Raw genomic sequence first — 23,513 nt, forward strand, 5'->3', positions numbered from 1 at the left:
GGGAAATGATGCAGGGCTCCTCCCCTGAACTGCGGGAAGGAGCCCTGCATCATAACCAGGCGCCTTGTTGCCGGCGCCGATTGATAAAACTGTTTGCCTGCAATTAGGCGGCTTTGCCCTGGCGCTTATTGATGGCTTCCATGACACGCGCTGTCACGTCGTCCATTTCACCGAGACCGTCAACCTTGGCCAGAATGCCGCGCTCCGCATAGCGTGACACCACAACCTCAGTTTGTTCGCGATAGAGATCCAGACGGTGGCGGATGACTGCTTCGTTGTCATCGCTGCGCCCGGTTTCCAGGGCCCGCCCGTGCAGGCGCTTAACCAGTTCTTCGTCATCAGCTGTCAGCTGGACAACAATGTCGAGCTTGACGCCGGCTGAGGCCAGAATGTCATCCAGTTCATCCACTTGGGGGGACGTGCGCGGGTAGCCGTCCAGGAGGAAGCCTTCCGAGACGTCACTCTGTGCGAGCCGATCGCGAACCATGCGGTTGGTGACACTGTCAGGAACGAAGTCTCCGTTGTCGATGTACTTCTTCGCCTCAATACCGAGCGGCGTTTCACCCTTGACGTTGGCGCGGAAGATGTCACCGGTGGAGATGGCAACAATGCCCAGTTCTCCACAGATGCGTTCTGCCTGTGTGCCTTTGCCTGACCCGGGAGGTCCAATAATCAGCATTCTTGTCATCGCAGTAGCCCTTCGTAGTGACGTTGCTGGAGTTGCGCATCAATCTGCTTGACCGTCTCCAAACCAACACCAACCACAATGAGGATGGAGGTGCCGCCGAACGGGAAGTTCTGGTTGGCACCCACCATCACCAAGGCGATGAGCGGAATCAAGGCGACAATACCCAAGTACATTGAGCCCGGGAGCGTGATGCGTGAAATAACGTATTGCAGGTAATCCTGGGTGGGACGACCGGCACGGATGCCGGGGATGAACCCACCGTACTTCTTCATGTTGTCGGACACTTCTTCAGGGTTAAAGGTGATCGCAACATAGAAGTACGTGAAGCCAATGGTCAACAGGAAGTACAGCAGCATGTAGATCGGGTGATCGCCACGCGTGAGGTAATTGTTGATCCATTCAATCCATACCGGAATGTCGGTGCTGTTGGCCGGGGTGGCGAACTGGGCAACGAGGGCCGGCAGGTAAAGCATGGACGAGGCGAAGATAACAGGGATAACACCGGCCATGTTCACCTTGATGGGAATGTAGGTGCTGGTGCCTCCCATGGTGCGTCGGCCAACCATGCGCTTGGCGTACTGCACGGGGATGCGGCGCTGCGACTGCTCAACGAAAACAACGAGTGCCACAACGAGCAGGCCGATGGCCATGACGGTCAGGAACGTGCCCCAGCCCTGGGTCTTCAGGATGGCGCCCAAGGAGGTGGGGAACATGGCCGCAATGGCCACGAAGATCAGCAAGGACATGCCGTTGCCGACACCCTTTTCGGTGACGAGCTCACCCATCCACATGATCAAGCCGGAACCGGCGGTCAAGGTGATGATGAGCAGCAGGATCGTGATCAGGTTGTCATTGGGAATCAAGGCACCGGGAGTTCCCGCAGCACCACAGCCGGCAAAGAGCTGCCCGGAGCGTGCCAGTGTCACCAACGTGGTGGCGTTGAGCAGTCCCAAGGCGATGGTGAGGTAACGCGTGTACTGGGTCAGCTGTCCCTGGCCCTGGGCACCTTCAAGATGAAGTTCCTGGAAACGGGGGATCACTACACGCAGCAGCTGAACGATGATGCTGGCGGTGATGTAGGGCATGATTCCCAGCGCAAAGATGGAAACCTGCAGCAAGGCGCCGCCGCTGAACAAGTTAACAAGCTGGTAGATGCCCTGACTGGTGTCAGCAGCATTCACACACTGTTGGACGTTGCGGTAATCAATTCCAGGCGATGGGATGAAAGCACCCATTCGGAAGATGGCAAGAATTCCCAGCGTGAACAACAACTTGCGTCGCAGATCAGGCGTGCGAAAGGCGCGGCCAAATGCGGTAAGCAAGCGTCCTCCTGATGTGTAGTAATGAGAGTGGCTTTCATAACGAAGCCCAATGACAGAGTCTAGTGGGTCAGCTCACTCCCACTGAAACTGTGACCGTTAAGCCACAGCCAAAAAGTGAGGGATGCAAACCCCGCAACAAAACGAAAGACCCCTGGTGAGCGGAACATGAGCTCCGCCCACCAAGAGTCTAGTCGCTAGATGTGCGCATTTTTGAACTTTTTACAGTTCGGTGGTGGTGCCACCTGCAGCAGTGATCTTCTCAACTGCGCTGGTGGAGAACGCGTCGACAGCAATATCAACCTTGACGGTGATCTCGCCGGTGCCGAGCACCTTCACGGGCTGGTTCTTGCGAACGGCGCCCTTCTCAACCAATGCCTCAACGGTGACGGTGCCACCCTCGGGGAACAGTTCGTTGATGCGGTCCAGGTTTACAACCTGGAACTCAACGCGGAACGGGTTCTTGAAGCCACGCAGCTTCGGCAGGCGCATGTGCAGCGGCAGCTGGCCGCCAGCAAAGCCAGCCTTTACCTGGTAGCGGGCCTTGGTACCCTTGGTACCGCGACCTGCGGTCTTACCCTTGGATCCTTCACCACGGCCAACACGGGTTTTAGCCGTCTTGGCACCAGGTGCGGGTCGCAGGTGGTGAACCTTCAGTGCGTTCTGCTTTTCAACAGTCTCAGCTGTATTCTTTTCAGCCACTTTTACTTCGCCTCCTCAACCTTGATCAGGTGCGGAACCGTGTTGACCATGCCGACGGTCACTGCATCAGCGGTACGAACGACAGAGTCGCCGATGTGCTTCAGGCCCAGTGAACGAAGGCAATCCTTCTGGTTCTGCTTGGCACCAATGATGCCCTTGATCTGCGTGATTTCCAGCTTCTTCTCAGAAACCTGAACATTCTTCGGTGTCGTCATTACAGACCTGCCTTTTGCATATTGCGCAACAGCACGGCCGGAGCAACCTCATCCAAGGGCAGGCCGCGGCGAGCCGCAACAGCCTTGGGGTCTTCCAGGCCCTTCAAAGCAGCAACAGTTGCGTGAACAATGTTGATGGCGTTGGAGGAACCCAGTGACTTGGACAGCACGTCGTGGATGCCAACGCATTCCAGGATGGCGCGGACCGGACCACCGGCGATAACACCGGTACCAGCTGCAGCCGGACGGAGCAGGACGACGCCGGCAGCGGCCTCACCCTGTACGCGGTGCGGAATGGTCTTGCCCACCATGGGTACGCGGAAGAAGGACTTCTTGGCTTCTTCAACACCCTTGGCGATAGCGGCAGGAACTTCCTTAGCCTTGCCGTAACCGACGCCAACCATGCCGTTGCCGTCACCAACGATGACGAGTGCGGTGAAGCTGAAGCGACGACCACCCTTGACAACCTTGGCAACACGGTTGATGTTGACTACGCGCTCGATGAACTGGCTCTTCTCAGCCTCGCGTCCACCGTCACGACCACGGCCACGGCCACCGTCGCGACCGCCTTCGCGGCCTCCACGAGCACCATCGCGACCGCCACGGCCGCGGGCGCTGTCTGCGCCTGCAGCAGTCTCAGTCTTTGCGGCGGCACCGTCAGCTGCAGTTGCTTCTGACACAGTGTTCTCCTTGTTAATGTTTTCGGTCACAGTGCCAGCCCGCCTTCACGTGCACCGTCAGCGATTGCTGCGACGCGGCCGTGGTAACGGTTACCGCCACGGTCGAAGACAACAGCTTCGATGCCGGCAGCCTTGGCGCGCTCTGCAATAAGCTCACCAACGCGCTTGGCCTTGGCGGTCTTGTCACCGTCAAAAGCACGCAGATCGGCTTCCAGAGTCGATGCCGACACCAGGGTCAGGCCCTGGGTGTCATCGATGACCTGAACGAATACGTGGCGCGCAGAGCGGTTGACCACCAGACGCGGGCGTACTGTGGTGCCACTGACGCGCTTGCGCACTCGCAGGTGGCGACGGCCGCGTGCTGCGGCCTTGGACTTTCCTCGTACGGATAGTGCCATGGTTACTTACCAGCCTTTCCGACCTTGCGGCGGATGATTTCGCCGGCGTAGCGTACGCCCTTACCCTTGTACGGGTCGGACTTGCGCAGCTTGCGGATGTTGGCAGCAACTTCGCCCACCTGCTGCTTGTCAATGCCTGACACGGAGAGCTTAGTGGGGCTCTCAACTGCCAGTGTGATGCCTTCGGGTGCCTCGATGACAACCGGGTGGCTGAAGCCGAGTGCGAACTCAAGGTTCGCGCCCTTGGCGACTACGCGGTAACCGGTACCAACAATTTCCAGCTTCTTCTCGTAGCCCGCAGTGACACCGATGATCAGGTTGTCAATGAGGGTGCGAGTTAGGCCGTGGCGAGCACGTGAATCGCGCTCATCGTTGGGGCGGCTAACGGTAATGGTGTTCTCTTCGAGAGTAACCGTGATGGGGCTGGCAACAGTGTGTGTCAGCGATCCCTTCGGGCCCTTGACGGAAACCAGGTTATCTTCAACCTTGACCTCAACGCCGGCAGGCACGGAGATGGGGAGACGTCCAATACGTGACATAAGTTCTTTCCCTTCTCTCTCTACTACCAGACGTAGGCGAGGACTTCCCCACCCACGCCCTTCTTGGCAGCCTGACGGTCGGTCAGCAGACCTGAAGACGTCGACAGGATGGCGACACCCAACCCACCCAACACGTTGGGCAGGTTTGTGGACTTTGCGTAAACGCGCAGTCCGGGCTTGGAGATACGGCGCAGGCCAGCGATTGAACGCTCACGTGCGGGACCGTACTTCAAGTCGATGGTCATCTTCTTGCCAACTTCGGCGTCTTCGACCTTCCAGGCAGTGATGTAACCCTGTGCCTTGAGGATGTCGGCGATATGGCCTTTAAGTTTGCTAAACGGCATGGACACGGTGTCGTGGTGTGCCGAGTTTGCGTTGCGCAGACGCGTAAGCATGTCTGCGACAGGATCTGTCATTGTCATTTGGGCGCTTGCCCTTCCTCGTAACGGTTTCCTTCGCGGAGCTCCGACGGAACGAAATCAGATTTCGCCGCGTGAGAACAACTGAACGGACCTTTTACGTAGATTATTTATCTTCGGATTTGAACGGGAAGCCAAGCGCCTTAAGCAGCGCGCGGCCTTCGTCATCTGTCTTGGCTGTGGTCACGACGGTGATGTCCATGCCGCGGGGGCGGTCAATGGAATCCTGGTCGATCTCGTGGAACATAACCTGTTCGGTCAGACCGAAGGTGTAGTTGCCATTGCCGTCGAACTGCTTGCCGCTGAGGCCGCGGAAGTCGCGGATACGGGGCAGTGCGAGGGTGACCAAACGGTCCAGGAATTCCCACATGCGGTCTCCACGCAGAGTTGCGTGGCAACCGATCGGCATGCCTTCGCGCAGCTTGAACTGTGCGATCGACTTGCGGGCCTTGGAAACCTGGGGCTTCTGGCCGGTGATGGCTGTGAGGTCGCGGACGGCGCCGTCGATGAGCTTGGAGTCCTTGGCGGCATCTCCAACACCCATGTTGACAACAACCTTGACCAGGCGCGGAACCTGGTTGACGTTGGAGTACTTGAACTCCTCGATCAGGCTCGCCTTGATCTCCGCTGCATAGCGGGCCTTCAGACGAGGTGTGATCTTGGGTGTGTTCTCTGCAACTACGGCGCTCATGGCAGGTCCTTCCCCGAGGTCTTGGCAACGCGGATGCGTACTTGACGCTCGCGGCCATCGCGCTCAACGGTTTCGATGCGGTAGCCAACACGGGTCGGCTTCTTCGTGGACGGGTCCACTACTGCAACGTTGGAGATGTGAATGGGTGCCTCGACGATTTCGATGCCACCGGTGTTGGTGCCACGATCGGTCTGGCCGGCCTTGGTGTGCTTGGTGACACGGTTTACGCCCTCAACCAACACGCGGTTGGTTTCGGTGTAGACCTTCAGGACCTTGCCCTGCTTGCCACGGTCGCCGCCACGCTCAGCCTTGGCGCCTGTGATGACCTGAACCAGGTCACCCTTCTTGATCTTTGCCATAAGTTACAGCACCTCCGGAGCCAACGAGATGATCTTCATGAACTTCTTGTCGCGAAGTTCACGTCCAACCGGGCCGAAGATACGGGTACCGCGAGGGTCCCCGTCAGCCTTGAGAATGACAGCTGCATTCTCATCGAACTTGATGTAGGAGCCGTCCGGACGACGGCGTTCCTTCTTTGTGCGAACGATGACAGCCTTGACGACGTCACCCTTCTTTACGTTACCGCCGGGAATTGCATCCTTGACGGTTGCGACAATGGTGTCGCCAATGCCTGCGTAGCGGCGCCCAGATCCACCGAGAACGCGGATTGTCAAGATTTCCTTGGCACCCGTGTTGTCGGCGATCTTAAGCCGCGACTCCTGCTGAATCACTAGTATCTCCTGTTCGTCGCGCGGGTTCTTGGCCATAAACCATCTATGGATAAGCCTTGCGGAACGTATTGTTCGGGATGTCTCACGACGCGCCTGGATTTTGCCAAAACGCGCCTAAACGCTTCATGCCAACTGCACTTTCCGATCCAGCCCAATGCGTGAGAAACTCACGCGCCAGACGGCAGTTTGTAGTGGCACGACCATTTACGAGGTAATTGCGCACCTACTGCCGCTACCGTAAACGGCGGCACAGAAAAGGCGCATCAATAGACAATCTTAGCACGATGGCGGAACCTGAAGGAACGCCGCCCGCCCCCATTCCTGTTGCTTTGGGCACACTGTGCGAATCACGAATCCTGCCACCATTGCCGGCCGGTCTTAGCCGTTCCGCCCCTGACGTACGACGGCGCGTCCCGGCCGCCGCTGTTGGCCCACCCCAGGCGGGGCTTCCTGGGAACGGTGCGTCCCGGCGTCGTGCATTAAAAAGTGTTGGGCCCGCCGCCACAAGTGGCAACGGGCCCAACATTTTAGTTCACAAATCCCAGCCGAAGCTACAGAATGTTTACTTGGCCTTCTCTACGATCTCAACCAGGCGGAAGCGCTTGGTTGCGGAGAGCGGGCGGGTCTCGCTGATGATGACGAGGTCGCCGATGCCGGCGCTGTTCTCTTCATCGTGGGCCTTGACCTTCTTGTTGCGGCGCAGAACCTTGCCGTAAAGAGCGTGCTTTACGCGGTCTTCAACCTCAACAACGATGGTCTTGTCCATCTTGTCGGAGACAACGTAACCGCGCATCTTCTTGCGTTCGTTACGTACTGGCGTCTCCACGCCATTTTCGGTGTTGTTTACAGAATCGCTCACTTGGCGTCCTCCTCAGATTCTTCAGCCTTCTTGGAGGCCTTCTTGGCTTCCTTGTCAGCCTTCTTGGAGGCCTTCTCCACGGGTGCAGCGGCAACCACGTCCGGGCGAATGCCCAGCTCGCGTTCGCGCAGCACCGTGTAGATGCGGGCGATGTCGCGCTTCACAACGCGCAAACGACCGTGGCTTTCCAGCTGGCCGGTGGCCGACTGGAAGCGCAGGTTGAACAGTTCTTCCTTAGCCTTACGGAGTTCTTCAACAAGACGTGCATTGTCAAACCCGTCAAGCTGTGCAGGGGCAAGTTCCTTGGAACCAACTGACATCTCTACTCACCACCTTCGCGACGCACAATGCGTGCTTTCAACGGCAGCTTGTGGATTGCCAAGCGCAATGCCTCGCGTGCTACCTCTTCTGATACACCGGAGAGTTCAAAAAGAACACGGCCGGGCTTGACGTTTGCGATCCACCACTCGGGGGAACCCTTACCGGAACCCATGCGGGTTTCAGCAGGCTTCTTCGTCAAGGGACGGTCGGGGTAGATGTTAATCCACACCTTTCCACCGCGCTTGATGTGACGGGTCATGGCGATACGAGCGGACTCGATCTGACGGTTGGTTACGTATGCCGGCGAAAGAGCCTGAATGCCCCACTCACCAAACGAAACCGTGGTGCCGCCAGTAGCCTGCCCCGAACGACCGGGGTGGTGCTGCTTACGGTGCTTTACTCGACGTGGGATAAGCATTTAAGCCTGTCCTCCTTCTACTGCCGGAGCTGCAACCTCTGCAGCTACAGGAGCCTCAACCGCGGCAGCTGCCTCGGTGCGCTCCGGACGGTCGTTACGACGGCGGTCGCCACCGGCGCGGGGACCGCGGGCTCCGCGGTCATCGCCGTCACGACGCGGGCCACGGCCACGTGCAGGAGCAGCGGCTGCCTGGGCAGCCAGTTCCTTGGACGTGACATCGCCCTTGTAGATCCAGACCTTGACACCGATGCGGCCGAACACGGTCTTGGCTTCGAAGAAGCCGTAATCGATGTTGGCGCGCAGGGTGTGCAGGGGCACACGACCTTCGCGGTAGAACTCGGTGCGTGACATTTCAGCGCCACCCAAACGACCAGCACAAGCGACACGGATGCCCTTGACGCTGCCGGTGCGCTGTGCGGACTGCATGGCCTTCTTCATCGCGCGGCGGAAAGCCACACGTGAGGTCAGCTGCTCTGCGATGCCCTGGGCAACGAGCTGAGCATCAGCTTCCGGGTTCTTGACTTCCAAGATGTTCAGCTGAACCTGCTTGCCGGTGAGCTTTTCGAGCTCGCCGCGGATGCGGTCTGCCTCTGCTCCACGACGACCGATGACGATACCGGGGCGTGCGGTGTGGATATCCACACGTACACGGTCACGGGTGCGCTCGATCTCAACCTTGGAAATACCGGCGCGGTCCATGCCCGTGGACATGAGTGCACGGATCTGGATGTCTTCTTTTACGAAGTCCTTGTACCGCTGGCCGGGCTTGTTGCTGTCCGCGAACCAATGTGAACGGTGGTCCGTGGTGATCCCGAGACGGAATCCGTGCGGGTTTACTTTCTGTCCCACTTAGCGAACCTCCTCTTTCTCGGGTGTCGCGACAACCACGGTGACGTGGCTGGTGCGCTTCTTGATCTGGAACGCACGGCCCTGTGCACGCGGCTGGAACCGCTTCATGGTGGGGCCTTCATCAACGAAGATTTCGCTGATGTACAGATCATTTTCGTTGAACGCGACGCTGTCGCGATCTGCCAGAACGCGGGCGTTAGCCACTGCGGACTGGACTACCTTGAAAACCGGTTCCGAAGCTGCCTGGGGGGCAAACTTCAAAATCGCCAATGCCTCATTCGCCTGCTTGCCACGAATCAGGTTGACGACGCGCCGGGCCTTCATAGGCGTTACGCGCAGATGACGCGCACTTGCCTTGGCTTCCATTGCTATCTCTCTCTCGTCTTTGCCGTATTGACAAGCGCCTAGCGGCGCTTGCCCTTACGGTCGTCCTTGACATGGCCGCGGAATGTCCGCGTGAGGGCGAATTCGCCGAGCTTGTGCCCGACCATCGACTCGGTAACAAACACGGGAATGTGCTTGCGACCATCGTGCACGGCGATCGTGTGACCCAACATATCGGGGACGATCATCGAGCGGCGGGACCAGGTCTTAATTACGTTCTTGGTTCCATTTTCGTTCTCCCGAGCTACCTTTACAAAGAGGTGCTGGTCAACGAAGGGACCCTTCTTCAGGCTACGTGGCATGTCTCCAGGCTCCTATCGCTTGTTCTTGCCAGTACGGCGGCGACGAACAATCAGCTTGTCGCTCTCTTTGTTGGGACGGCGGGTACGGCCTTCGCGCTTACCGTTCGGGTTGACCGGGTGACGTCCACCGGAGGTCTTGCCTTCACCACCACCATGAGGGTGATCGACCGGGTTCATGACAACACCGCGGACGGTCGGGCGTACGCCCTTCCAGCGCATACGGCCAGCCTTACCCCAGTTGATGTTGGACTGCTCAGCGTTGCCAACTTCGCCGATGGTCGCGCGGCAGCGCGCATCAACGTTGCGGATTTCGCCGGAGGGCAGACGCAGCTGGGCGAACTTGCCTTCCTTGGCGACGAGCTGAACAGAGGCACCGGCCGAACGAGCCATCTTGGCACCGCCACCGGGACGCAGCTCCACAGCGTGGATAACAGTACCCACGGGGATGTTGCGCAACGGGAGGTTGTTGCCAGGCTTGATGTCAGCAGCAGGACCGGCTTCTACGAAGTCTCCCTGGCTGAGCTTGTTCGGGGCGACGATGTAACGCTTGGTGCCATCGACGTAGTGCAGGAGGGCAATGCGAGCGGTGCGGTTGGGATCGTATTCGATCTCAGCAACGCGAGCGTTAACGCCATCCTTGTCGTGACGACGGAAGTCAATCAGGCGGTACTGGCGCTTGTGGCCACCACCCTTGTGACGAGTCGTGATACGACCAGTGTTATTGCGGCCACCCTTTTTGGGCAGGGGACGGACCAGAGACTTCTCCGGCGTCGACCGCGTGATTTCTGTGAAGTCGGCAACGCTCGAGCCGCGACGGCCCGGGGTTGTCGGCTTGTATTTACGGATTCCCATAGTATATTTCCTCGTTAAAGTGGTCTCCGCTTATGAAAGCGGACCGCCGAAGATGTCGATCGTGCCCTCGCGGAGGGAGACAATTGCGCGCTTGGTGTTCTTACGCTGTCCCCATCCGAACTTGGTGCGCTTGCGCTTACCGGCACGATTGATGGTGTTGATCGAGTCGACCTTGACGGAGAAAATCTTCTCCACGGCCAGCTTGATCTCGGTCTTGTTGGAGCGGGGGTCGACCAGGAAGGTGTATTTGCCTTCATCGATCAAGCCGTAGCTCTTTTCCGATACGACGGGTGCAAGCACTACGTCGCGCGGATCCTTGATGGTAACGGCGCTCACTTGCCGTCCTCCTTAATGGTCTGGGCAGCTTCGCCGCCGGCGGGAACAAAGCCTGCGGCCTTGGCGTCCTCTACCGTTGCAAACCAAACTTCGGCCTCAGTGGCCTCGTACCAGCGTGAACCAGGCACGTGGTACTTCATGGAGTCCTTGTTGCCCTTGATGGTGCCTTCGGCACCTTCAACAGCAGCATCGGCTTCGGCATCGAAATCTTCAATAACCAGCATGCTGGAAGCGAAAGCCTCGGCAGCAGCGCGGCCCGAGACGAATACCTCGTAGGCAGCCTGGGTGAAGACAATGTCATCGGAAACGAGCACGTCGTAGGTGTTGAGCTGGTCAACGTACAGTACGTGCAGGTTGACGATGTTGCGAACGCTCAGTGCGGCAACGTCGTTGGCGCGCTCGATGACAACAAGCATGTTCTTGCGAGTGGTCACGGCGGCCAGGGTCGCCATTGCAACCTTGGTGGACGGCTTGGTGCCGGCAACCAGTTCAGCAATAACGTGGATACGGCCGTTGCGTGCGCGGTCAGAGAGGGCGCCGCGCAGGGCTGCAGCCTTCATCTTCTTGGGCGTACGCTGGCTGTAATCGCGAGGGGTCGGACCGTGGACAACGCCACCGCCGGTCATGTGAGGGGCGCGGATGGAACCCTGACGGGCACGGCCGGTACCCTTCTGTGCGAACGGCTTGCGGCCTGCACCGGATACTTCGGCGCGGGTCTTGGTCTTGTGCGTACCCTGGCGGGCAGCGGCAAGCTGAGCTACGACAACCTGGTGCAACAAGGGCACGTTGGTCTGTACGTCGAAGATCTCTGCAGGCAGGTCAACTTTTACAGTAGCCATTTACTTATGCTCCCTTCACGGCGGTGCGTACGAGTACGACCTGGCCGCGGGCGCCGGGGACGGCACCCTTGATCAGCAGCAGCGACTTCTCGGCGTCAACACCATGAACGGTCAGGTTCACGGTGGTTACGCGCTCGGCACCCATACGGCCTGCCATGCGCATACCCTTGAAAACGCGGCCAGGGGTGGACGCGCCACCGATGGAACCGGGCTTACGGTGGTTCTTGTGAGCACCGTGAGAGGCCGGGGCGCCATGGAAGCCGTGACGCTTCATGACACCGGCGAAGCCCTTACCCTTTGAAGTACCGACGACGTCGACCTTCTGGCCGGCTTCGAAGATCTCAACGGAGAGCTCCTGACCGAGGGTGTAAGTGTCAGCGTCTGCGGTGCGCAGCTCGACGACGTGGCGACGAGGCGTGACGCCTGCCTTTGCGAAGTGGCCAGCCAAGGGCTTGGTCACCTTACGAGGATCGATCTGGCCGTAGCCGATCTGGATCGCTACATAGCCATCTACCTCTGCATTGCGCAGCTGGGTGATGACGTTGGAGTCGGCCTGGACAACAGTAACGGGAACAAGCAAGTTGTTCTCGTCCCAGACCTGGGTCATGCCGAGCTTCGTGCCCAGGATGCCCTTAGTGTTTCGGGTCGCGGTCATAGTTTCTCAGCACCTCCCTACAGTTTGATTTCGATGTTCACGTCGGCCGGCAGGTCGAGACGCATGAGCGAATCAACTGCCTTGGGCGTGGGATCAATGATGTCGATCAGACGCTTGTGCGTGCGCATTTCAAAGTGCTCGCGGCTGTCCTTGTACTTGTGAGGTGAACGAATTACACAGTAAATGTTCTTCTCGGTGGGCAGCGGCACGGGGCCCACTACCGTTGCGCCTGCGCGCGTGACCGTCTCAACGATCTTCCGGGCTGAAACATCAATAACCTCGTGGTCATATGACTTCAGCCGGATGCGGATTTTTTGTCCCGCCATGGCGTCGTGACTCTCTTTCCTGTAACGAAGCATCCTGAACGTAAGCGATGCTGTTGACGTAAACGCTGTTTACTTTTCCTGTTCAAATGTGGCATTCACAGCCACGCCTCCATGAACTGAATCCGAATGAAATCCGGGTTCCTCAATCCATCGAAGCTCCGACCCCCGCGGTCGGGCGTGTCGCGATAAATCACGCACGTACCCGCACCATTAGTACGAAGGTTGGGTTATGTTTGGGCTTCAGCTTGGACCCTGCGAAGAGCATTATCTCGACCGGGACACGAAAAAGCACTTGAACAACTTAATAAGTATGTCGGATTGCGGCCCTGAACGCCAATCCCAGCTTGTGTGGCCTTGCGAACATTTTTGCCCACGGCGCCCCGGGACGCCTCTCTTGACGGACGTGAGAAGCTACAGGAGTGAGTAAGATCACCGAACCAGAAGGGGTGTCCACTCCCCCAGGCACGGATTCGCTGGCGGCTGTTCCCACCCGGAGGGTGGGCGGACGCTGGATTTCCTTCTTCGCCCTGAGCTGGTTTGGTGTGTGGATTGCCCAGCTGACGCCCGTGCAATTGCTGCTGCCGTTACAGGTGGAAAAATTCCTCAACGCCAGCGACTGGGTGCAAAACGTCCTGGGCTTCGGCTACATCTCAGGCATCGCCGGCATCTTCGCCCTCGTTACCTACCCGATCACCGGGGCGCTGTCCGACCGCACCACCTCACGGTTTGGCCGCCGTCGCCCGTGGATCGCGGCCGGAACTGCCGGGTTCGCCGCATCCCTGCTCGTGCTCGGCATGCAGTCCTCGCTCCTGGGGATCGGGATCTGTTGGGTGGCGGCCAGCACCTTCTTCTGCGTGCTGACCGCGGCACTGACGGCGGCGATCTCCGACCAGGTGCCGGTCAACCAGCGGGGCTATGTTTCCGGCTGGATCACGGCTCCGCAGGCCATCGGCATCATCGCCGGCCTGATCCTGGTGACAGCACTGGGCCTAAGCACCTTCGGCGGCTATGCACTCATGGCGGCCCTCCTCGTGCTGCTCGGCCTGCCCTTCCTGTTTCTGGTGCCCGACGCCGTGCTGCCGCCGGGTGTGATCGCAGCACTCACCTGGCGGTCACTGCTTGAGGGGCTGTGGATCAGCCCACGGCAATTCCCCGACTTCGGCTGGACCCTGCTGAGCCGCATCCTGGTCAATCTCGGCAACGCCTTTGGCACCAGCTTGCTGCTGTACTTCCTCATGTACGGGCTGGCGGTCCCGGACGCCGAAGGCTCGCTGATCCTGCTGACGCTGGTCTACATGGTGTTTGTCATCATCGCCTCTCTGTGGCTGGGCCGGCTCTCCGACAAACTCGGCCGCCGCCGTGCCTTCGTCTTCGGCGCCTCCGCACTGCAGGCTGTCGCCGCCCTGATCCTGGCCTTCGCCCCCACCATGGGTGCTGCGACGGTTGCGGCCGGGCTGCTGGGTCTGGGCTACGGCTGTTTCCTGTCGGTCGACCAGGCCCTGGCCACCGAGGTCCTGCCCGACCAGCTCTCCCGCGGCAAGGACCTGGGCATCATGAACATCGCACTCACCGTGCCCCAGGCCTTCGCCCCCATGCTCGGGGCGCTCCTTGTCAGCGCCGTTGGCGATTTCACGCTGCTGTTCCTGGTCTCCGGCATCACAGCCCTGGCCGGTGCCATCGCTGTAGCCCAGGTGAAGGGCGTCCGCTAAGCCCCGCCGTTCCCCGGATATACATTTAGACGTCCATGACGCACTAGATGATCCATTCCAGCCTTGTCATTTCGGACTTGGAAAGCGGAGTCGGCGACACCTACTGCGTCAAGGATGGTTGCGGGCCCACACCCGCGAGGGACCCGATGCGGGTATGCGAGCCAACGGGAGCGCGTGGCGCAGGGCGTGAACTCACACCTCGGCAGATTGGGGACCGGGAGGTGGCACGACGGCGGGTCCCGGCGCCCGCTGTTGTCGCACCCGGTGCCCGCTTGGCTGGGAGGCCGGCTCCGCCGTCGCACATTCCACTGCAGGCGGCCTGGCAAACTGGACCGGTCAGCTCTTCGCTGCGTTTAGCCGGCGCACGGCTCGCACCAAGCTCACCGTTCCCCCGATGGCCGCACCAACGCCGAGGACCAGCAACGCCACCCCCAGGTAGTTCGGGAAGGTCCAGCCGCGACTTGCCAATGCGGGGAGCTCACTGTCGAGTTCGACGGCGGGACTGTCGCCGAGGCGGTATGTGACCGGCTGGCCAAGCAACTCGGCCTTGGTGGGAAAATCCTCAACCCAGCCGCCCGCGGAATTAATGGGAGGCCAGTAGCGGGGAAAGTGGTCGGTCTCCATCGTGTGCCGCGAACCGTCACTTCCCGTGAAGGCCAGTTCTGCATGCATGGCGTGCCACTCGCCGTCGTCGGCACGGATCACGTTGACCCGTGCGTCCGTGAGCGTCCCCTGCAGTCCGGCAGCCTGCAGCTCCCTCGCAGTTTGCACCGGACTGCTCCCGGTTTGGAACATGCCCTGGCCAAACAACAGGAGCAAGGCCGCAAAACCCAGGACGATGATGGATGCGGTCCGGAGGGTGCCGGCAGGGATCTGCTGCTTGTCCAATGTCATTGAACCAGCCTAGCGGCGCGTCCGCTTCGCACCATGGGGAGTGCTGTCCATCGCGGGACGTTGTGCACATCCTCTACGCTTTCACTATGAACAGTTGGCGCTGAGCTGCGCGGAGCGCAGAATATGCCATGGACATTCCAAGCGTCGTAGAAACGGACAGTCATGAACAACCAAATGCTTGGCGCCGACCCCGAGCAGCTCAGGGCCTTGTCCAAGCTCTTTGGCGAGTCCTCGGCCATTTTGGACCACTCCGCCACGGCGCTCCACCCGGCGATCATGAACGCACGATGGGGCGGCCCGGATGCCGAACGCTTCCGCAGCGAGTGGGCATCTCGTCTACGACCGCAGCTGGGCACGGTCAGGGACTTGCTGACCGGAACGTCCAAGGAGTTGGTGGCCCAGGCCAGGGAGCAGGAGCAGACGTCAGCAGCCCACGATGTTGGCGGCGGGGTCCCTGGCGGTCCCGGCTCCACCGGGTCCGAAGATGGGGATCCCCTCGGCGACGATCTCCAGAACGAGCTGGAGGACATGCCGAATCGCACCGCGGCAGAGGTACTGGCGTGGTGGAACGGGCTCAGCAAGGCTCAGCAGGATGCCTTGTTTAGCGGCAAGGACGGAAATGGCGTTCCCAACTCGTATTACCTTGCTTCCTTGGAGGACAAGCTTCCACCGATTGCCTTCCAGGCCGCTGTCGCGATGCTGGTTGCCAGTGGGCTGGGTTCCATCCCCATGTACACCAGAACGGACAAGATTGGCGTGGACGGCCAGGTCGCCTGGGTGCACGGCGGTGCCCACCTAGCAAGCAGGATCACACAAAACGCCGACGGTTCTGTGACCTTGAAGCTCAGCGGCGATCTTGGCGGCGGTGTCAACACTCCGAGCACCAAGGGCGGGGCAAATGCGACCCTGACGGGGGAACTCAGCAAGACCTACAAATTCAACAGCCTTGAAGAAGCACTCGCCGCCCGCGACCAGATGCTCAACGACCTTCCCCCGGACAGCTTCGGAAAAGTCTCGGACGCCATCAGCAATCCTGGCGGGTACATTCACGACAGGCTGGACAACGCCGCCAACGACCACGGTTCCACTAAAGAGTGGATGAGCGCCAAGGGCACCGTCTCCGTCGGCGCCGAAGGCAAGCTCAGCAGCGACACGTCAGTCTCGGCACAAGTGGACTTTGCCTATGAACGAAACTTATCGGATGAAACCTCTTCGGCAAGCGCCACAGCGAGTTTCGGCGGGAAGCTGGACCTCGGCGAGGGCCTGAAGTTTGGTGGCAGCGGCGAGGCCGGCATCACGCTGTCCATGGACGCGGAGGGCGACATCAACAAGATGACCCTCGACCGCAAGGGAACCCTCGAGGGCGCCGCGAAGCTGCAGGACAACCCGAACGTTGCAGAGCCGGGGCTGCAGAGCCCGGGTATCCCCACCGAAGGCATCAGCACGGAGTCAAAGGCAGGCATCCAAGGGACGGCACAATTAGAGTTGTTCATTACACCGGAGAACCAACACCTGATGGAGAGCTATCTGGGCAATGTGGCCACGGGCAACCAAGCCGGTGCAGCCGCCGACATGCAGCAGATCGTGCACGCCTCCGCGGTCACCGTGCAAGCCAACTCCGTGGTGTCGAACGAGAGCAACCTAGTGGACTTCGACTCCGGCGTGGCCAAACTGACGGTGGGCGGATCGAGCGAAGTCATTGTCAACGCCGGAACAGCCCACAAGGCTCCCTACGACGACAGCTTCCAGGCTATCCAGGGCCAAGACCGCTACGAACCAGGGCATTAGCCTGCACACACCACCTGCTGCCCCAGAAACTGAAAGGCCATAACCTTGAGCATTCAATTCGATACCGGACTCGGAATCAGCATTTCCCTGCGCGACGGGGCCCGCGCCCTGGAGGAGTCAAGTGCAGGTCCGCACAGCCGGCAATTCAGCCTGAGCAACGGAGACCTGGTTTCCCTTGTTCGCGATGACACGGCCGCCACGAACCTGGCAGACATTATTGCCTGGACGGAAAACATGGCTAACTTCTACGTCACCGAATTTGGCGCCGTGGAGGAGATGCAGGGCTCCGTCACCGGCGCCGGCAAACAAGGCTTCGCCTATTCTGTGGCCTTCAGGGACGCCGAAGACGTGCCACGCCGGGCAACACTCATCGGCACCCTGCTGGGCGACGGGATCTTTGCCGGCATCACACTGCTGACCGTCAATGCGGGCCAGCCCCTGGACGTTGCCCTCGTACAGGAACTCGTGGACGGGCTGGAGCCAACAAGCTAGCCGGCGTTGTGGAGTGAACCGCGGGGAGCAGGGCACAGGGCGTGATCTCACACCTCGGCAGATTGTGGAACCGGTGGGGCACGACGGCGAGTCCCCGGCGCCCGCTCTGGCCGCACCCGGCGTCCGCTTGGCTGGGAGGCGAGCCCCGCCGTCGAACATTAAAGCAAAGAAGGGCCCCAGCCGAAGCTGGGACCCTCCTAAAGAACTACAAGTATGTCTAAAGACTACTTGAGGATCTTGGTGACACGACCTGAACCAACGGTGCGGCCGCCTTCGCGGATAGCGAAGCCGAGGCCCTCTTCCATGGCGATCGGCTGAATCAGCACGACTGACATTTCGGTGTTGTCGCCAGGCATAACCATTTCCGTGCCCTCAGGCAGGGTGATGACGCCGGTAACATCCGTGGTGCGGAAGTAGAACTGCGGGCGGTAGTTGGAGTAGAACGGGTTGTGACGCCCGCCTTCGTCCTTGGCCAGGATGTAGACGTTGGCTTCGAAATCGGTGTGCGGGGTAATGGAACCCGGCTTCACGATAACCTGGCCACGCTCTACGTCTTCGCGCTTGATGCCGCGGAGCAGCAGGCCACAGTTCTCGCCGGCCCAAGCCTCGTCGAGCTGCTTGTGGAACATTTCGATACCGGTAACCGTGGTCTTCTGGACCGGACGGATGCCGACGATCTCGACCTCAGAGTTGATCTGAAGCGTTCCACGCTCGGCGCGGCCCGTAACAACGGTGCCGCGGCCGGTGATGGTGAAGACATCTTCAACCGGCATCAAGAACGGCTTGTCCTTGTCGCGGATCGGGTCCGGAACGTTGTTGTCAACGGCGTCCATCAGGTCCTCAACGGACTTGACCCATACGGGGTCGCCTTCCAGTGCCTTCAGGCCGGAAACGCGCACAACAGGTGCCTCGTCGCCGTCGAAGCCCTGTGAGGAGAGGAGTTCGCGAACTTCCATTTCGACCAAGTCGAGGAGTTCTTCGTCATCAACCATGTCGGACTTGTTCAGTGCAACCAGCAGGTAGGGAACACCAACCTGGCGGGCCAACAGAACGTGCTCGCGAGTCTGGGCCATCGGGCCGTCAGTCGCAGCAACCACCAGGATAGCGCCGTCCATCTGGGCAGCACCGGTGATCATGTTCTTGATGTAGTCAGCGTGACCGGGAGCGTCTACGTGTGCGTAGTGGCGCTTCTCAGTCTGGTACTCAACGTGGGAGATGTTGATCGTGATTCCACGCTGCTTCTCCTCGGGAGCCGAGTCGATAGTAGCGAAATCACGCGCCTCGTTGAGATCGGGGTACTTGTCGTAAAGTACCTTGGAAATGGCAGCCGTCAACGTGGTCTTACCATGGTCAACGTGACCAATGGTACCGATGTTAACGTGCGGCTTAGTCCGCTCGAACTTTGCCTTCGCCACGGGGTCCTCCTAGAACGTTTTTCAGATGACTTACTCCCAACAGCGCTGTTCGCTGCTGAAATCCAAAGTAAGTCTACTGGGGGCTTTTGATATTTAAGAAATTTCGTGCCACTTGATGTCTGGGCCGGCCAAAAACCGGCCCAGACATCAAGCAAAATTGCGCCTATTCGCCGCGAGCCTTCTGGATGATCTCGTCGGCTACTGCCTTCGGAACCTCAGAGTAGCTGTCAAACTTCATCGAGTAAACTGCGCGACCCTGGGTCTTGGAACGCAGATCGCCGATGTAACCGAACATGCCGGACAAGGGAACAAGAGCCTTGATGACCTTGACACCGCTTGCGTCCTCCATGGACTGCATCTGGCCACGACGTGAGTTGATGTCACCAATAACTTCACCCATGTATTCCTCAGGGGTGCGGACTTCAACTTCCATCAGCGGTTCAAGCAGAACCGGGTTGGCCAACCGAGCGGCTTCCTTGAACGCCATGCGACCGGCGATCTTGAAGGCCATTTCGGAGGAGTCAACATCGTGGGACGCGCCGTCAAGCAGCGTGGCCTGGATGCCAACCATCGGGTAGCCGGCCAGCACGCCGTCAGGCAGTGCGGACTGGATGCCCTGGTCAACGCTGGGGATGTATTCGCGGGGAACACGGCCACCAGTGACCTTGTTCTGGAACGAGTACATTTCGCCGTCGTGCGTATCCAGCGGCGCAATCGCAATCTGGATCTTGGCGAACTGACCTGAACCACCGGTCTGCTTCTTGTGCGTGTAGTCGTGCTTGACGACGGCGCGCTTGATGGTTTCACGGTAGGCAACCTGCGGCTTGCCAACGTTGGCTTCAACGTTGTATTCGCGGCGCATACGGTCAACCAAGACGTCCAAGTGAAGCTCGCCCATGCCACCAATTTCGGTCTGGCCGGTGTCTTCGTTGAGGTTGACGGTGAACGTCGGGTCCTCAGCGGAGAGCTTCTGAATGGCGGTGGAGAGCTTCTCCTGGTCACTCTTGGTCTTCGGCTCAATGGCGACGAAGATCACAGGATCCGGGAAGGTCATCGACTCGAGCACGATCGGGTTGGCCGGATCACACAGGGTGTCACCAGTAGTGGTGTCCTTGAGGCCGATAACGGCGTAGATGTGACCTGCGTGGATTTCATCCACCGGCATTTCCTTGTTGGCGTGCATCTGGAAGAGCTTGCCCAGACGTTCCTTCTTCTGCTTGGTGGAGTTCAGCAGCTGTGTGCCGGAAGTTGCCTTGCCGGAGTACACGCGGATGAAGTTCAACTGGCCGAAGAACGGGTGTGCGGCGATCTTGAAGGACAGAGCCGAGAACGGGGACTCTTCGCTGGGCTCACGGGTGAGCTCAACTTCCTCGTTGCGGGGATCGTGGCCAATCATGGCGCCAACATCCAACGGGTTCGGCAGGTAGTCGATGACAGCATCGAGCATGGGCTGCACGCCGCGGTTCTTGAAGGCTGAGCCACAGAACACCGGGTAGATCTCGGAGTTCACGGTCAGGTGGCGGATGCCGGCCTTCAGTTCCTCGATTGAAGGCTCGACGCCTTCGAGGTACTTCTCCATGAGCTCTTCGGAAGCCTCGGCAACTGCCTCAACGAGGGCTGCGCGGTACTCTACTGCCTTTTCCTGCAGATCCGCGGGGATCTCCTGGATTTCGTAGTTGGCGCCCATGGTGACATCACCCTTGGAGTCGCCGGCCCAAACGAAGGCCTTCATGGTCAGCAGGTCAACGACGCCGATGAATTCGCTTTCGGCACCGATGGGCAGCTGCATGATCAACGGCTTGGCACCCAAGCGGTTGATGATGGTGTCTACGGTGAAGTAGAAGTCAGCACCGAGCTTGTCCATCTTGTTGACGAAGCAGATACGCGGAACGTTGTACTTGTCAGCCTGGCGCCAAACAGTCTCAGACTGCGGCTCCACGCCTTCCTTGCCGTCAAAAACAGCAACTGCGCCGTCAAGCACGCGAAGTGAGCGCTCAACCTCGACCGTGAAGTCAACGTGGCCAGGGGTGTCAATGATGTTGATCTGGTTGTTGTCCCAGAAGCAGGTCACGGCGGCGCTCGTGATGGTGATGCCGCGTTCCTTTTCCTGTTCCATCCAGTCAGTCGTCGAAGCACCATCGTGCGTTTCGCCGAGCTTGTGGTTCACACCCGTGTAGAACAGGATGCGCTCAGTTGTAGTGGTCTTGCCAGCATCAATGTGGGCCATGATGCCGATATTGCGGACCTTGTTAAGGTCTGTAAGCACGTCCTGTGCCACGGTTTCTCCCTTTAGTCTAGTGATGAGCTGGAAAGATGCTGGCGGGGTTGCCGCCAGCATTCGTCACGGCTCTAGTTACCAGCGGTAATGTGCGAAGGCCTTGTTGGACTCTGCCATCTTGTGGGTATCTTCACGACGCTTGACAGCGGCACCAAGACCGTTGGAGGCATCCAGAACTTCGTTGCGCAAACGCTCGGTCATGGTCTTCTCGCGGCGAGCCTTCGAGTAACCTACCAACCAGCGAAGGGCAAGTGCGGTCTGACGACCCGGCTTGACCTCAACCGGAACCTGGTAGGTGGCGCCACCAACACGGCGGGACTTGACCTCAAGGCTCGGCTTGATGTTCTCCATGGCCTTCTTCAAGGCGACTACGGGATCAGCACCGGTCTTCTCACGAACACCCTCGAGTGCACCGTAAACGATGCGCTCTGCGGTTGACTTCTTGCCGTCGACCAGAACCTTGTTGATCAACTGTGTGACCAAAGGGGAACCGTATACGGGATCTACTACTAGCGGCCGCTTGGGGGCCGGACCCTTGCGAGGCATATTACTTCTTCTCCATCTTTGCACCGTAGCGGCTGCGTGCCTGCTTGCGGTTCTTAACGCCCTGGGTATCCAGTGCGCCGCGGACGATCTTGTAACGAACACCGGGAAGGTCCTTAACACGGCCTCCACGGACGAGCACGATGGAGTGCTCCTGGAGGTTGTGGCCTACACCGGGGATGTAAGCAGTAACTTCCACGCCGCCGTTGAGGCGCACACGTGCAACCTTACGCAGAGCCGAGTTCGGCTTCTTCGGTGTGGTCGTGTAAACGCGCGTGCAAACGCCGCGACGCATGGGGCTGCCCTTCAATGCGGGAGCCTTGGTCTTGGTGACCTTGGGTGTCCGGCCCTTTCGGACCAGCTGGTTAATCGTAGGCACTTTCGTGTTCTCCGTTGTTTTATCGTGTTGCTTGCCCCGCCGGCCGGAATGATTCAGCCGCTGAGGGTAAGCCGTTTACTGGTAGTCGCAGGCTTGGCGACTTCACAGCGCCTAGGCATGCAAAAATGTGGCATTCGCTGTACAAGAACCGTACAACCCGGACCCGCATCCACTTCCTTCACCAAAATGAAGAAAATTGACGCTCTTATCCACTGCCACACTAACAATTACTCACCACATTACCACGGGTTTGGCCTTGCGCGGAAATCGGCTCCTCACCCCACAGCCGCAACCCTTGACAGTGGCGCTCACGTGGCCCAGTCTCGGAGGTATCGGGCGGAGTGGAGGCACGTCATGGCTGATGCAGATTTGGTTCTTGAAGGCGGCGGTGTCAAGGGTTCGGCCCTGGTGGGAGCCATGGCGGCACTGGCGGAGTTCAAGGACCCTTATGCCTTCCACAGGATTGCGGGAACATCGGCGGGTGCCATTGTTGCGGGATTCCTGGCGGCCGGCATGCAGGTGCCCCACATCAAGGCGGCCATGGATGAACTGGACTTTTCTTTCTTTGAAGACGAGAAGGGGTTCCTGGCCCATGTTCCATTCCTGGGCCCGCTCACGGGCCTGTTGCTGCATCGGGGATTGTATGCCGGTGATTTCATGCACCGCTGGATCAAGGAAACCCTTGCCACCCAGGGTGTCCACACGTGGGCCGACCTGAAAGAGGACGATCCCAACAGCGCCCTGCCACCGTCACGGCGGTACAAACTGGTGGTGATAGTGTCCGACGTCTCCCGCGGCCTGATGCTGCGTCTGCCCTGGGACTACGAGTCGCTGCTGGGCGTTGACCCGGACACTGCATCCGTGGCCGACGCCATCAGGGCGTCGGCGTCCATACCCTTCTTCTTCCGCCCCCGGACCATGACGACAAGTCCTGCGGTCACCGGGCACAACCACATCGTCTGCTGCGACGGCGGCATCCTCTCCAACTTCCCCATGTCCATTTTCGACAGACACGACGGCAAACCGGCACGGTGGCCAACCATCGGCGTAAAGCTGTCAGGCAAGGCCGTCATCCGCAACCAGGACTGGAGCCCGGACAACAACAGCCTGGAACTGGCCAAGTCGGTGCTGACCACCATGATGGGAGCGCACGACCGGATGTACATCAGCGATCCGCAAGCCTCCTCACGAACCATCTTCGTTGACACCTCCAACTACCGCTCCACTGACTTCCGGCTCACGGCACGGGACAAACAATCCCTGTATGGGCTGGGCCTGGCCGGCGGCAACAAGTTCCTGGCCACCTGGGACTGGGACAAGTGGAAGGCAGGCGACTACTCCATGAAGCCGTAAGTGCAGGAGCGTTCGGCGAAATCGCCCCTTATCTGCAGGAGCGTTCAGTGAAATCGCCCCTTATCTGCAGGAGCGTTCTTCAGGGCTCCCCGTTTGGGTGAGGAGGGATCTTGGTTAACGTTCGACGGCGGTGACCCAC

At 59.6% G+C, this 23,513-nt stretch carries 30 protein-coding genes and 1 pseudogene; 4 read left to right on the plus strand and 27 right to left on the minus strand.

Annotated features, from left to right (window positions below; all coding sequences use genetic code 11):
• Positions 1-103 precede the first annotated feature (103 nt).
• The 22 genes and pseudogenes from art_RS09985 to rpsJ form a co-directional block, all read right to left on the minus strand.
• Positions 104-679 carry an adenylate kinase gene (locus art_RS09985; RefSeq protein WP_173425261.1) on the minus strand — a complete coding sequence of 192 codons (576 nt, stop codon included), beginning with the start codon at positions 677-679 and terminating at the stop codon, positions 104-106.
• 5 nt (positions 680-684) lie between these two features.
• Positions 685-2,010: a preprotein translocase subunit SecY gene (gene secY, locus art_RS09990; RefSeq protein WP_038464661.1), complete on the minus strand. Its 1,326-nt coding sequence runs from the start codon at positions 2,008-2,010 to the stop codon at positions 685-687.
• 219 nt (positions 2,011-2,229) lie between these two features.
• Positions 2,230-2,709 (minus strand): 50S ribosomal protein L15, encoded by a 480-nt coding sequence (gene rplO / locus art_RS09995; protein ID WP_038464663.1) that lies wholly within the window; start codon positions 2,707-2,709, stop codon positions 2,230-2,232.
• 2 nt (positions 2,710-2,711) lie between these two features.
• Entirely contained in the window at positions 2,712-2,924 is a 213-nt protein-coding gene (rpmD, locus tag art_RS10000) for a 50S ribosomal protein L30 (protein WP_038464665.1), read from the minus strand.
• Complete coding sequence (gene rpsE / locus art_RS10005; RefSeq protein ID WP_038464667.1) at positions 2,924-3,634, minus strand: 30S ribosomal protein S5; 711 nt, start codon at positions 3,632-3,634, stop codon at positions 2,924-2,926. The genes rpmD and rpsE overlap by 1 nt, the downstream gene beginning before the upstream one ends.
• Positions 3,631-4,002 (minus strand): 50S ribosomal protein L18, encoded by a 372-nt coding sequence (gene rplR / locus art_RS10010; RefSeq protein WP_038464669.1) that lies wholly within the window; start codon positions 4,000-4,002, stop codon positions 3,631-3,633. The genes rpsE and rplR overlap by 4 nt, the downstream gene beginning before the upstream one ends.
• Before the next feature lie 2 nt (positions 4,003-4,004).
• Complete coding sequence (gene rplF, locus art_RS10015; RefSeq protein WP_038464671.1) at positions 4,005-4,541, minus strand: 50S ribosomal protein L6; 537 nt, start codon at positions 4,539-4,541, stop codon at positions 4,005-4,007.
• Positions 4,542-4,564: 23 nt separating this feature from the next.
• Positions 4,565-4,963: a 30S ribosomal protein S8 gene (rpsH, locus tag art_RS10020; protein ID WP_038464673.1), complete on the minus strand. Its 399-nt coding sequence runs from the start codon at positions 4,961-4,963 to the stop codon at positions 4,565-4,567.
• A 103-nt stretch (positions 4,964-5,066) separates the two neighbouring features.
• A complete protein-coding gene (rplE, locus tag art_RS10025) occupies positions 5,067-5,651 on the minus strand; it encodes a 50S ribosomal protein L5 (protein ID WP_038464675.1) in 585 nt (194 codons plus the stop codon).
• Complete coding sequence (gene rplX, locus art_RS10030; RefSeq protein WP_038464677.1) at positions 5,648-6,010, minus strand: 50S ribosomal protein L24; 363 nt, start codon at positions 6,008-6,010, stop codon at positions 5,648-5,650. The genes rplE and rplX overlap by 4 nt, the downstream gene beginning before the upstream one ends.
• A 3-nt stretch (positions 6,011-6,013) precedes the next feature.
• The gene (gene rplN / locus art_RS10035) at positions 6,014-6,382 is read right to left on the minus strand and encodes a 50S ribosomal protein L14 (RefSeq protein ID WP_038469604.1); all 369 of its coding nucleotides are present in this window, start codon (positions 6,380-6,382) and stop codon (positions 6,014-6,016) included.
• 562 nt (positions 6,383-6,944) lie between these two features.
• Positions 6,945-7,175, minus strand: coding sequence for a 30S ribosomal protein S17 (gene rpsQ / locus art_RS10040; RefSeq protein WP_082000545.1), 231 nt, complete (start codon positions 7,173-7,175; stop codon positions 6,945-6,947).
• Positions 7,176-7,237: 62 nt separating this feature from the next.
• Positions 7,238-7,561 (minus strand): 50S ribosomal protein L29, encoded by a 324-nt coding sequence (gene rpmC, locus art_RS10045; protein WP_038464680.1) that lies wholly within the window; start codon positions 7,559-7,561, stop codon positions 7,238-7,240.
• 2 nt (positions 7,562-7,563) lie between these two features.
• Positions 7,564-7,980, minus strand: a complete 417-nt coding sequence (gene rplP / locus art_RS10050; protein ID WP_038464683.1) for a 50S ribosomal protein L16 — start codon at positions 7,978-7,980, stop codon at positions 7,564-7,566.
• Positions 7,981-8,829, minus strand: coding sequence for a 30S ribosomal protein S3 (gene rpsC, locus art_RS10055; RefSeq protein ID WP_038464685.1), 849 nt, complete (start codon positions 8,827-8,829; stop codon positions 7,981-7,983). It abuts the gene before it with no gap.
• The gene (rplV, locus tag art_RS10060; protein WP_038464687.1) at positions 8,830-9,195 is read right to left on the minus strand and encodes a 50S ribosomal protein L22; all 366 of its coding nucleotides are present in this window, start codon (positions 9,193-9,195) and stop codon (positions 8,830-8,832) included.
• A 38-nt stretch (positions 9,196-9,233) separates the two neighbouring features.
• A complete protein-coding gene (gene rpsS, locus art_RS10065) occupies positions 9,234-9,515 on the minus strand; it encodes a 30S ribosomal protein S19 (protein WP_038464689.1) in 282 nt (93 codons plus the stop codon).
• A 12-nt stretch (positions 9,516-9,527) separates the two neighbouring features.
• Entirely contained in the window at positions 9,528-10,367 is an 840-nt protein-coding gene (gene rplB, locus art_RS10070) for a 50S ribosomal protein L2 (protein ID WP_038464691.1), read from the minus strand.
• Positions 10,368-10,397: 30 nt separating this feature from the next.
• Complete coding sequence (rplW, locus tag art_RS10075) at positions 10,398-10,703, minus strand: 50S ribosomal protein L23 (RefSeq protein WP_038464693.1); 306 nt, start codon at positions 10,701-10,703, stop codon at positions 10,398-10,400.
• A 245-nt stretch (positions 10,704-10,948) separates the two neighbouring features.
• Positions 10,949-11,542: pseudogene (gene rplD / locus art_RS10080) on the minus strand (50S ribosomal protein L4); the annotation flags it as partial.
• Between the two features lie 4 nt (positions 11,543-11,546).
• Complete coding sequence (rplC, locus tag art_RS10085) at positions 11,547-12,197, minus strand: 50S ribosomal protein L3 (protein WP_038464697.1); 651 nt, start codon at positions 12,195-12,197, stop codon at positions 11,547-11,549.
• A 17-nt stretch (positions 12,198-12,214) separates the two neighbouring features.
• Positions 12,215-12,523, minus strand: a complete 309-nt coding sequence (rpsJ, locus tag art_RS10090; RefSeq protein WP_038464699.1) for a 30S ribosomal protein S10 — start codon at positions 12,521-12,523, stop codon at positions 12,215-12,217.
• Between the two features lie 419 nt (positions 12,524-12,942).
• Here rpsJ and art_RS10095 point away from each other — a divergent pair, with 419 nt between their 5' ends.
• Positions 12,943-14,232 (plus strand): MFS transporter, encoded by a 1,290-nt coding sequence (locus art_RS10095; RefSeq protein WP_253901551.1) that lies wholly within the window; start codon positions 12,943-12,945, stop codon positions 14,230-14,232.
• 336 nt (positions 14,233-14,568) lie between these two features.
• Here art_RS10095 and art_RS10100 read toward each other — a convergent pair whose 3' ends face one another.
• Positions 14,569-15,126 carry a hypothetical protein gene (locus tag art_RS10100; protein ID WP_038464703.1) on the minus strand — a complete coding sequence of 186 codons (558 nt, stop codon included), beginning with the start codon at positions 15,124-15,126 and terminating at the stop codon, positions 14,569-14,571.
• A gap of 162 nt (positions 15,127-15,288) precedes the next feature.
• On the opposite strand from art_RS10100, the gene art_RS10105 reads away from it, so the two are divergent.
• On the plus strand, positions 15,289-16,914 hold the full coding sequence (locus art_RS10105) for a WXG100 family type VII secretion target (RefSeq protein WP_157875230.1): 1,626 nt from the start codon (positions 15,289-15,291) through the stop codon (positions 16,912-16,914).
• 45 nt (positions 16,915-16,959) lie between these two features.
• Complete coding sequence (locus tag art_RS10110; RefSeq protein ID WP_038464707.1) at positions 16,960-17,406, plus strand: hypothetical protein; 447 nt, start codon at positions 16,960-16,962, stop codon at positions 17,404-17,406.
• 224 nt (positions 17,407-17,630) lie between these two features.
• Here art_RS10110 and tuf read toward each other — a convergent pair whose 3' ends face one another.
• The 4 genes from tuf to rpsL form a co-directional block, all read right to left on the minus strand.
• Positions 17,631-18,821 carry an elongation factor Tu gene (tuf, locus tag art_RS10115; RefSeq protein WP_038464709.1) on the minus strand — a complete coding sequence of 397 codons (1,191 nt, stop codon included), beginning with the start codon at positions 18,819-18,821 and terminating at the stop codon, positions 17,631-17,633.
• 163 nt (positions 18,822-18,984) lie between these two features.
• Positions 18,985-21,099: an elongation factor G gene (gene fusA, locus art_RS10120; protein ID WP_038464711.1), complete on the minus strand. Its 2,115-nt coding sequence runs from the start codon at positions 21,097-21,099 to the stop codon at positions 18,985-18,987.
• A gap of 75 nt (positions 21,100-21,174) precedes the next feature.
• The gene (gene rpsG, locus art_RS10125; RefSeq protein WP_038464713.1) at positions 21,175-21,645 is read right to left on the minus strand and encodes a 30S ribosomal protein S7; all 471 of its coding nucleotides are present in this window, start codon (positions 21,643-21,645) and stop codon (positions 21,175-21,177) included.
• 1 nt (position 21,646) lies between these two features.
• Positions 21,647-22,021 carry a 30S ribosomal protein S12 gene (rpsL, locus tag art_RS10130; RefSeq protein WP_038464715.1) on the minus strand — a complete coding sequence of 125 codons (375 nt, stop codon included), beginning with the start codon at positions 22,019-22,021 and terminating at the stop codon, positions 21,647-21,649.
• 354 nt (positions 22,022-22,375) lie between these two features.
• Here rpsL and art_RS10135 point away from each other — a divergent pair, with 354 nt between their 5' ends.
• Positions 22,376-23,374: a patatin-like phospholipase family protein gene (locus art_RS10135; protein WP_038464717.1), complete on the plus strand. Its 999-nt coding sequence runs from the start codon at positions 22,376-22,378 to the stop codon at positions 23,372-23,374.
• Positions 23,375-23,513: the final 139 nt, after the last annotated feature.

The sequence above is a fragment of the Arthrobacter sp. PAMC 25486 genome, assembly GCF_000785535.1.
Lineage (GTDB): Bacteria > Actinomycetota > Actinomycetes > Actinomycetales > Micrococcaceae > Specibacter.

Coding starts and splice junctions, on each gene's coding strand:
- art_RS09985 (WP_173425261.1), bottom strand. CDS start 679: ATGCTGATTATTGGACCTCCCGGGTCAGGCAAAGGCACACAGGCAGAA.
- rpmD (WP_038464665.1), bottom strand. CDS start 2,924: ATGACGACACCGAAGAATGTTCAGGTTTCTGAGAAGAAGCTGGAAATC.
- rplR (WP_038464669.1), bottom strand. CDS start 4,002: ATGGCACTATCCGTACGAGGAAAGTCCAAGGCCGCAGCACGCGGCCGT.
- rplF (WP_038464671.1), bottom strand. CDS start 4,541: ATGTCACGTATTGGACGTCTCCCCATCTCCGTGCCTGCCGGCGTTGAG.
- rpsH (WP_038464673.1), bottom strand. CDS start 4,963: ATGACAATGACAGATCCTGTCGCAGACATGCTTACGCGTCTGCGCAAC.
- rplE (WP_038464675.1), bottom strand. CDS start 5,651: ATGAGCGCCGTAGTTGCAGAGAACACACCCAAGATCACACCTCGTCTG.
- rplX (WP_038464677.1), bottom strand. CDS start 6,010: ATGGCAAAGATCAAGAAGGGTGACCTGGTTCAGGTCATCACAGGCGCC.
- rpsQ (WP_082000545.1), bottom strand. CDS start 7,175: ATGCGCGGTTACGTTGTCTCCGACAAGATGGACAAGACCATCGTTGTT.
- rpmC (WP_038464680.1), bottom strand. CDS start 7,561: ATGTCAGTTGGTTCCAAGGAACTTGCCCCTGCACAGCTTGACGGGTTT.
- rplP (WP_038464683.1), bottom strand. CDS start 7,980: ATGCTTATCCCACGTCGAGTAAAGCACCGTAAGCAGCACCACCCCGGT.
- rplV (WP_038464687.1), bottom strand. CDS start 9,195: ATGGAAGCCAAGGCAAGTGCGCGTCATCTGCGCGTAACGCCTATGAAG.
- rpsS (WP_038464689.1), bottom strand. CDS start 9,515: ATGCCACGTAGCCTGAAGAAGGGTCCCTTCGTTGACCAGCACCTCTTT.
- rplB (WP_038464691.1), bottom strand. CDS start 10,367: ATGGGAATCCGTAAATACAAGCCGACAACCCCGGGCCGTCGCGGCTCG.
- rplC (WP_038464697.1), bottom strand. CDS start 12,197: ATGACCGCGACCCGAAACACTAAGGGCATCCTGGGCACGAAGCTCGGC.
- rpsJ (WP_038464699.1), bottom strand. CDS start 12,523: ATGGCGGGACAAAAAATCCGCATCCGGCTGAAGTCATATGACCACGAG.
- art_RS10100 (WP_038464703.1), bottom strand. CDS start 15,126: ATGACATTGGACAAGCAGCAGATCCCTGCCGGCACCCTCCGGACCGCA.
- art_RS10105 (WP_157875230.1), top strand. CDS start 15,289: ATGAACAACCAAATGCTTGGCGCCGACCCCGAGCAGCTCAGGGCCTTG.
- rpsG (WP_038464713.1), bottom strand. CDS start 21,645: ATGCCTCGCAAGGGTCCGGCCCCCAAGCGGCCGCTAGTAGTAGATCCC.
- art_RS10135 (WP_038464717.1), top strand. CDS start 22,376: ATGGCTGATGCAGATTTGGTTCTTGAAGGCGGCGGTGTCAAGGGTTCG.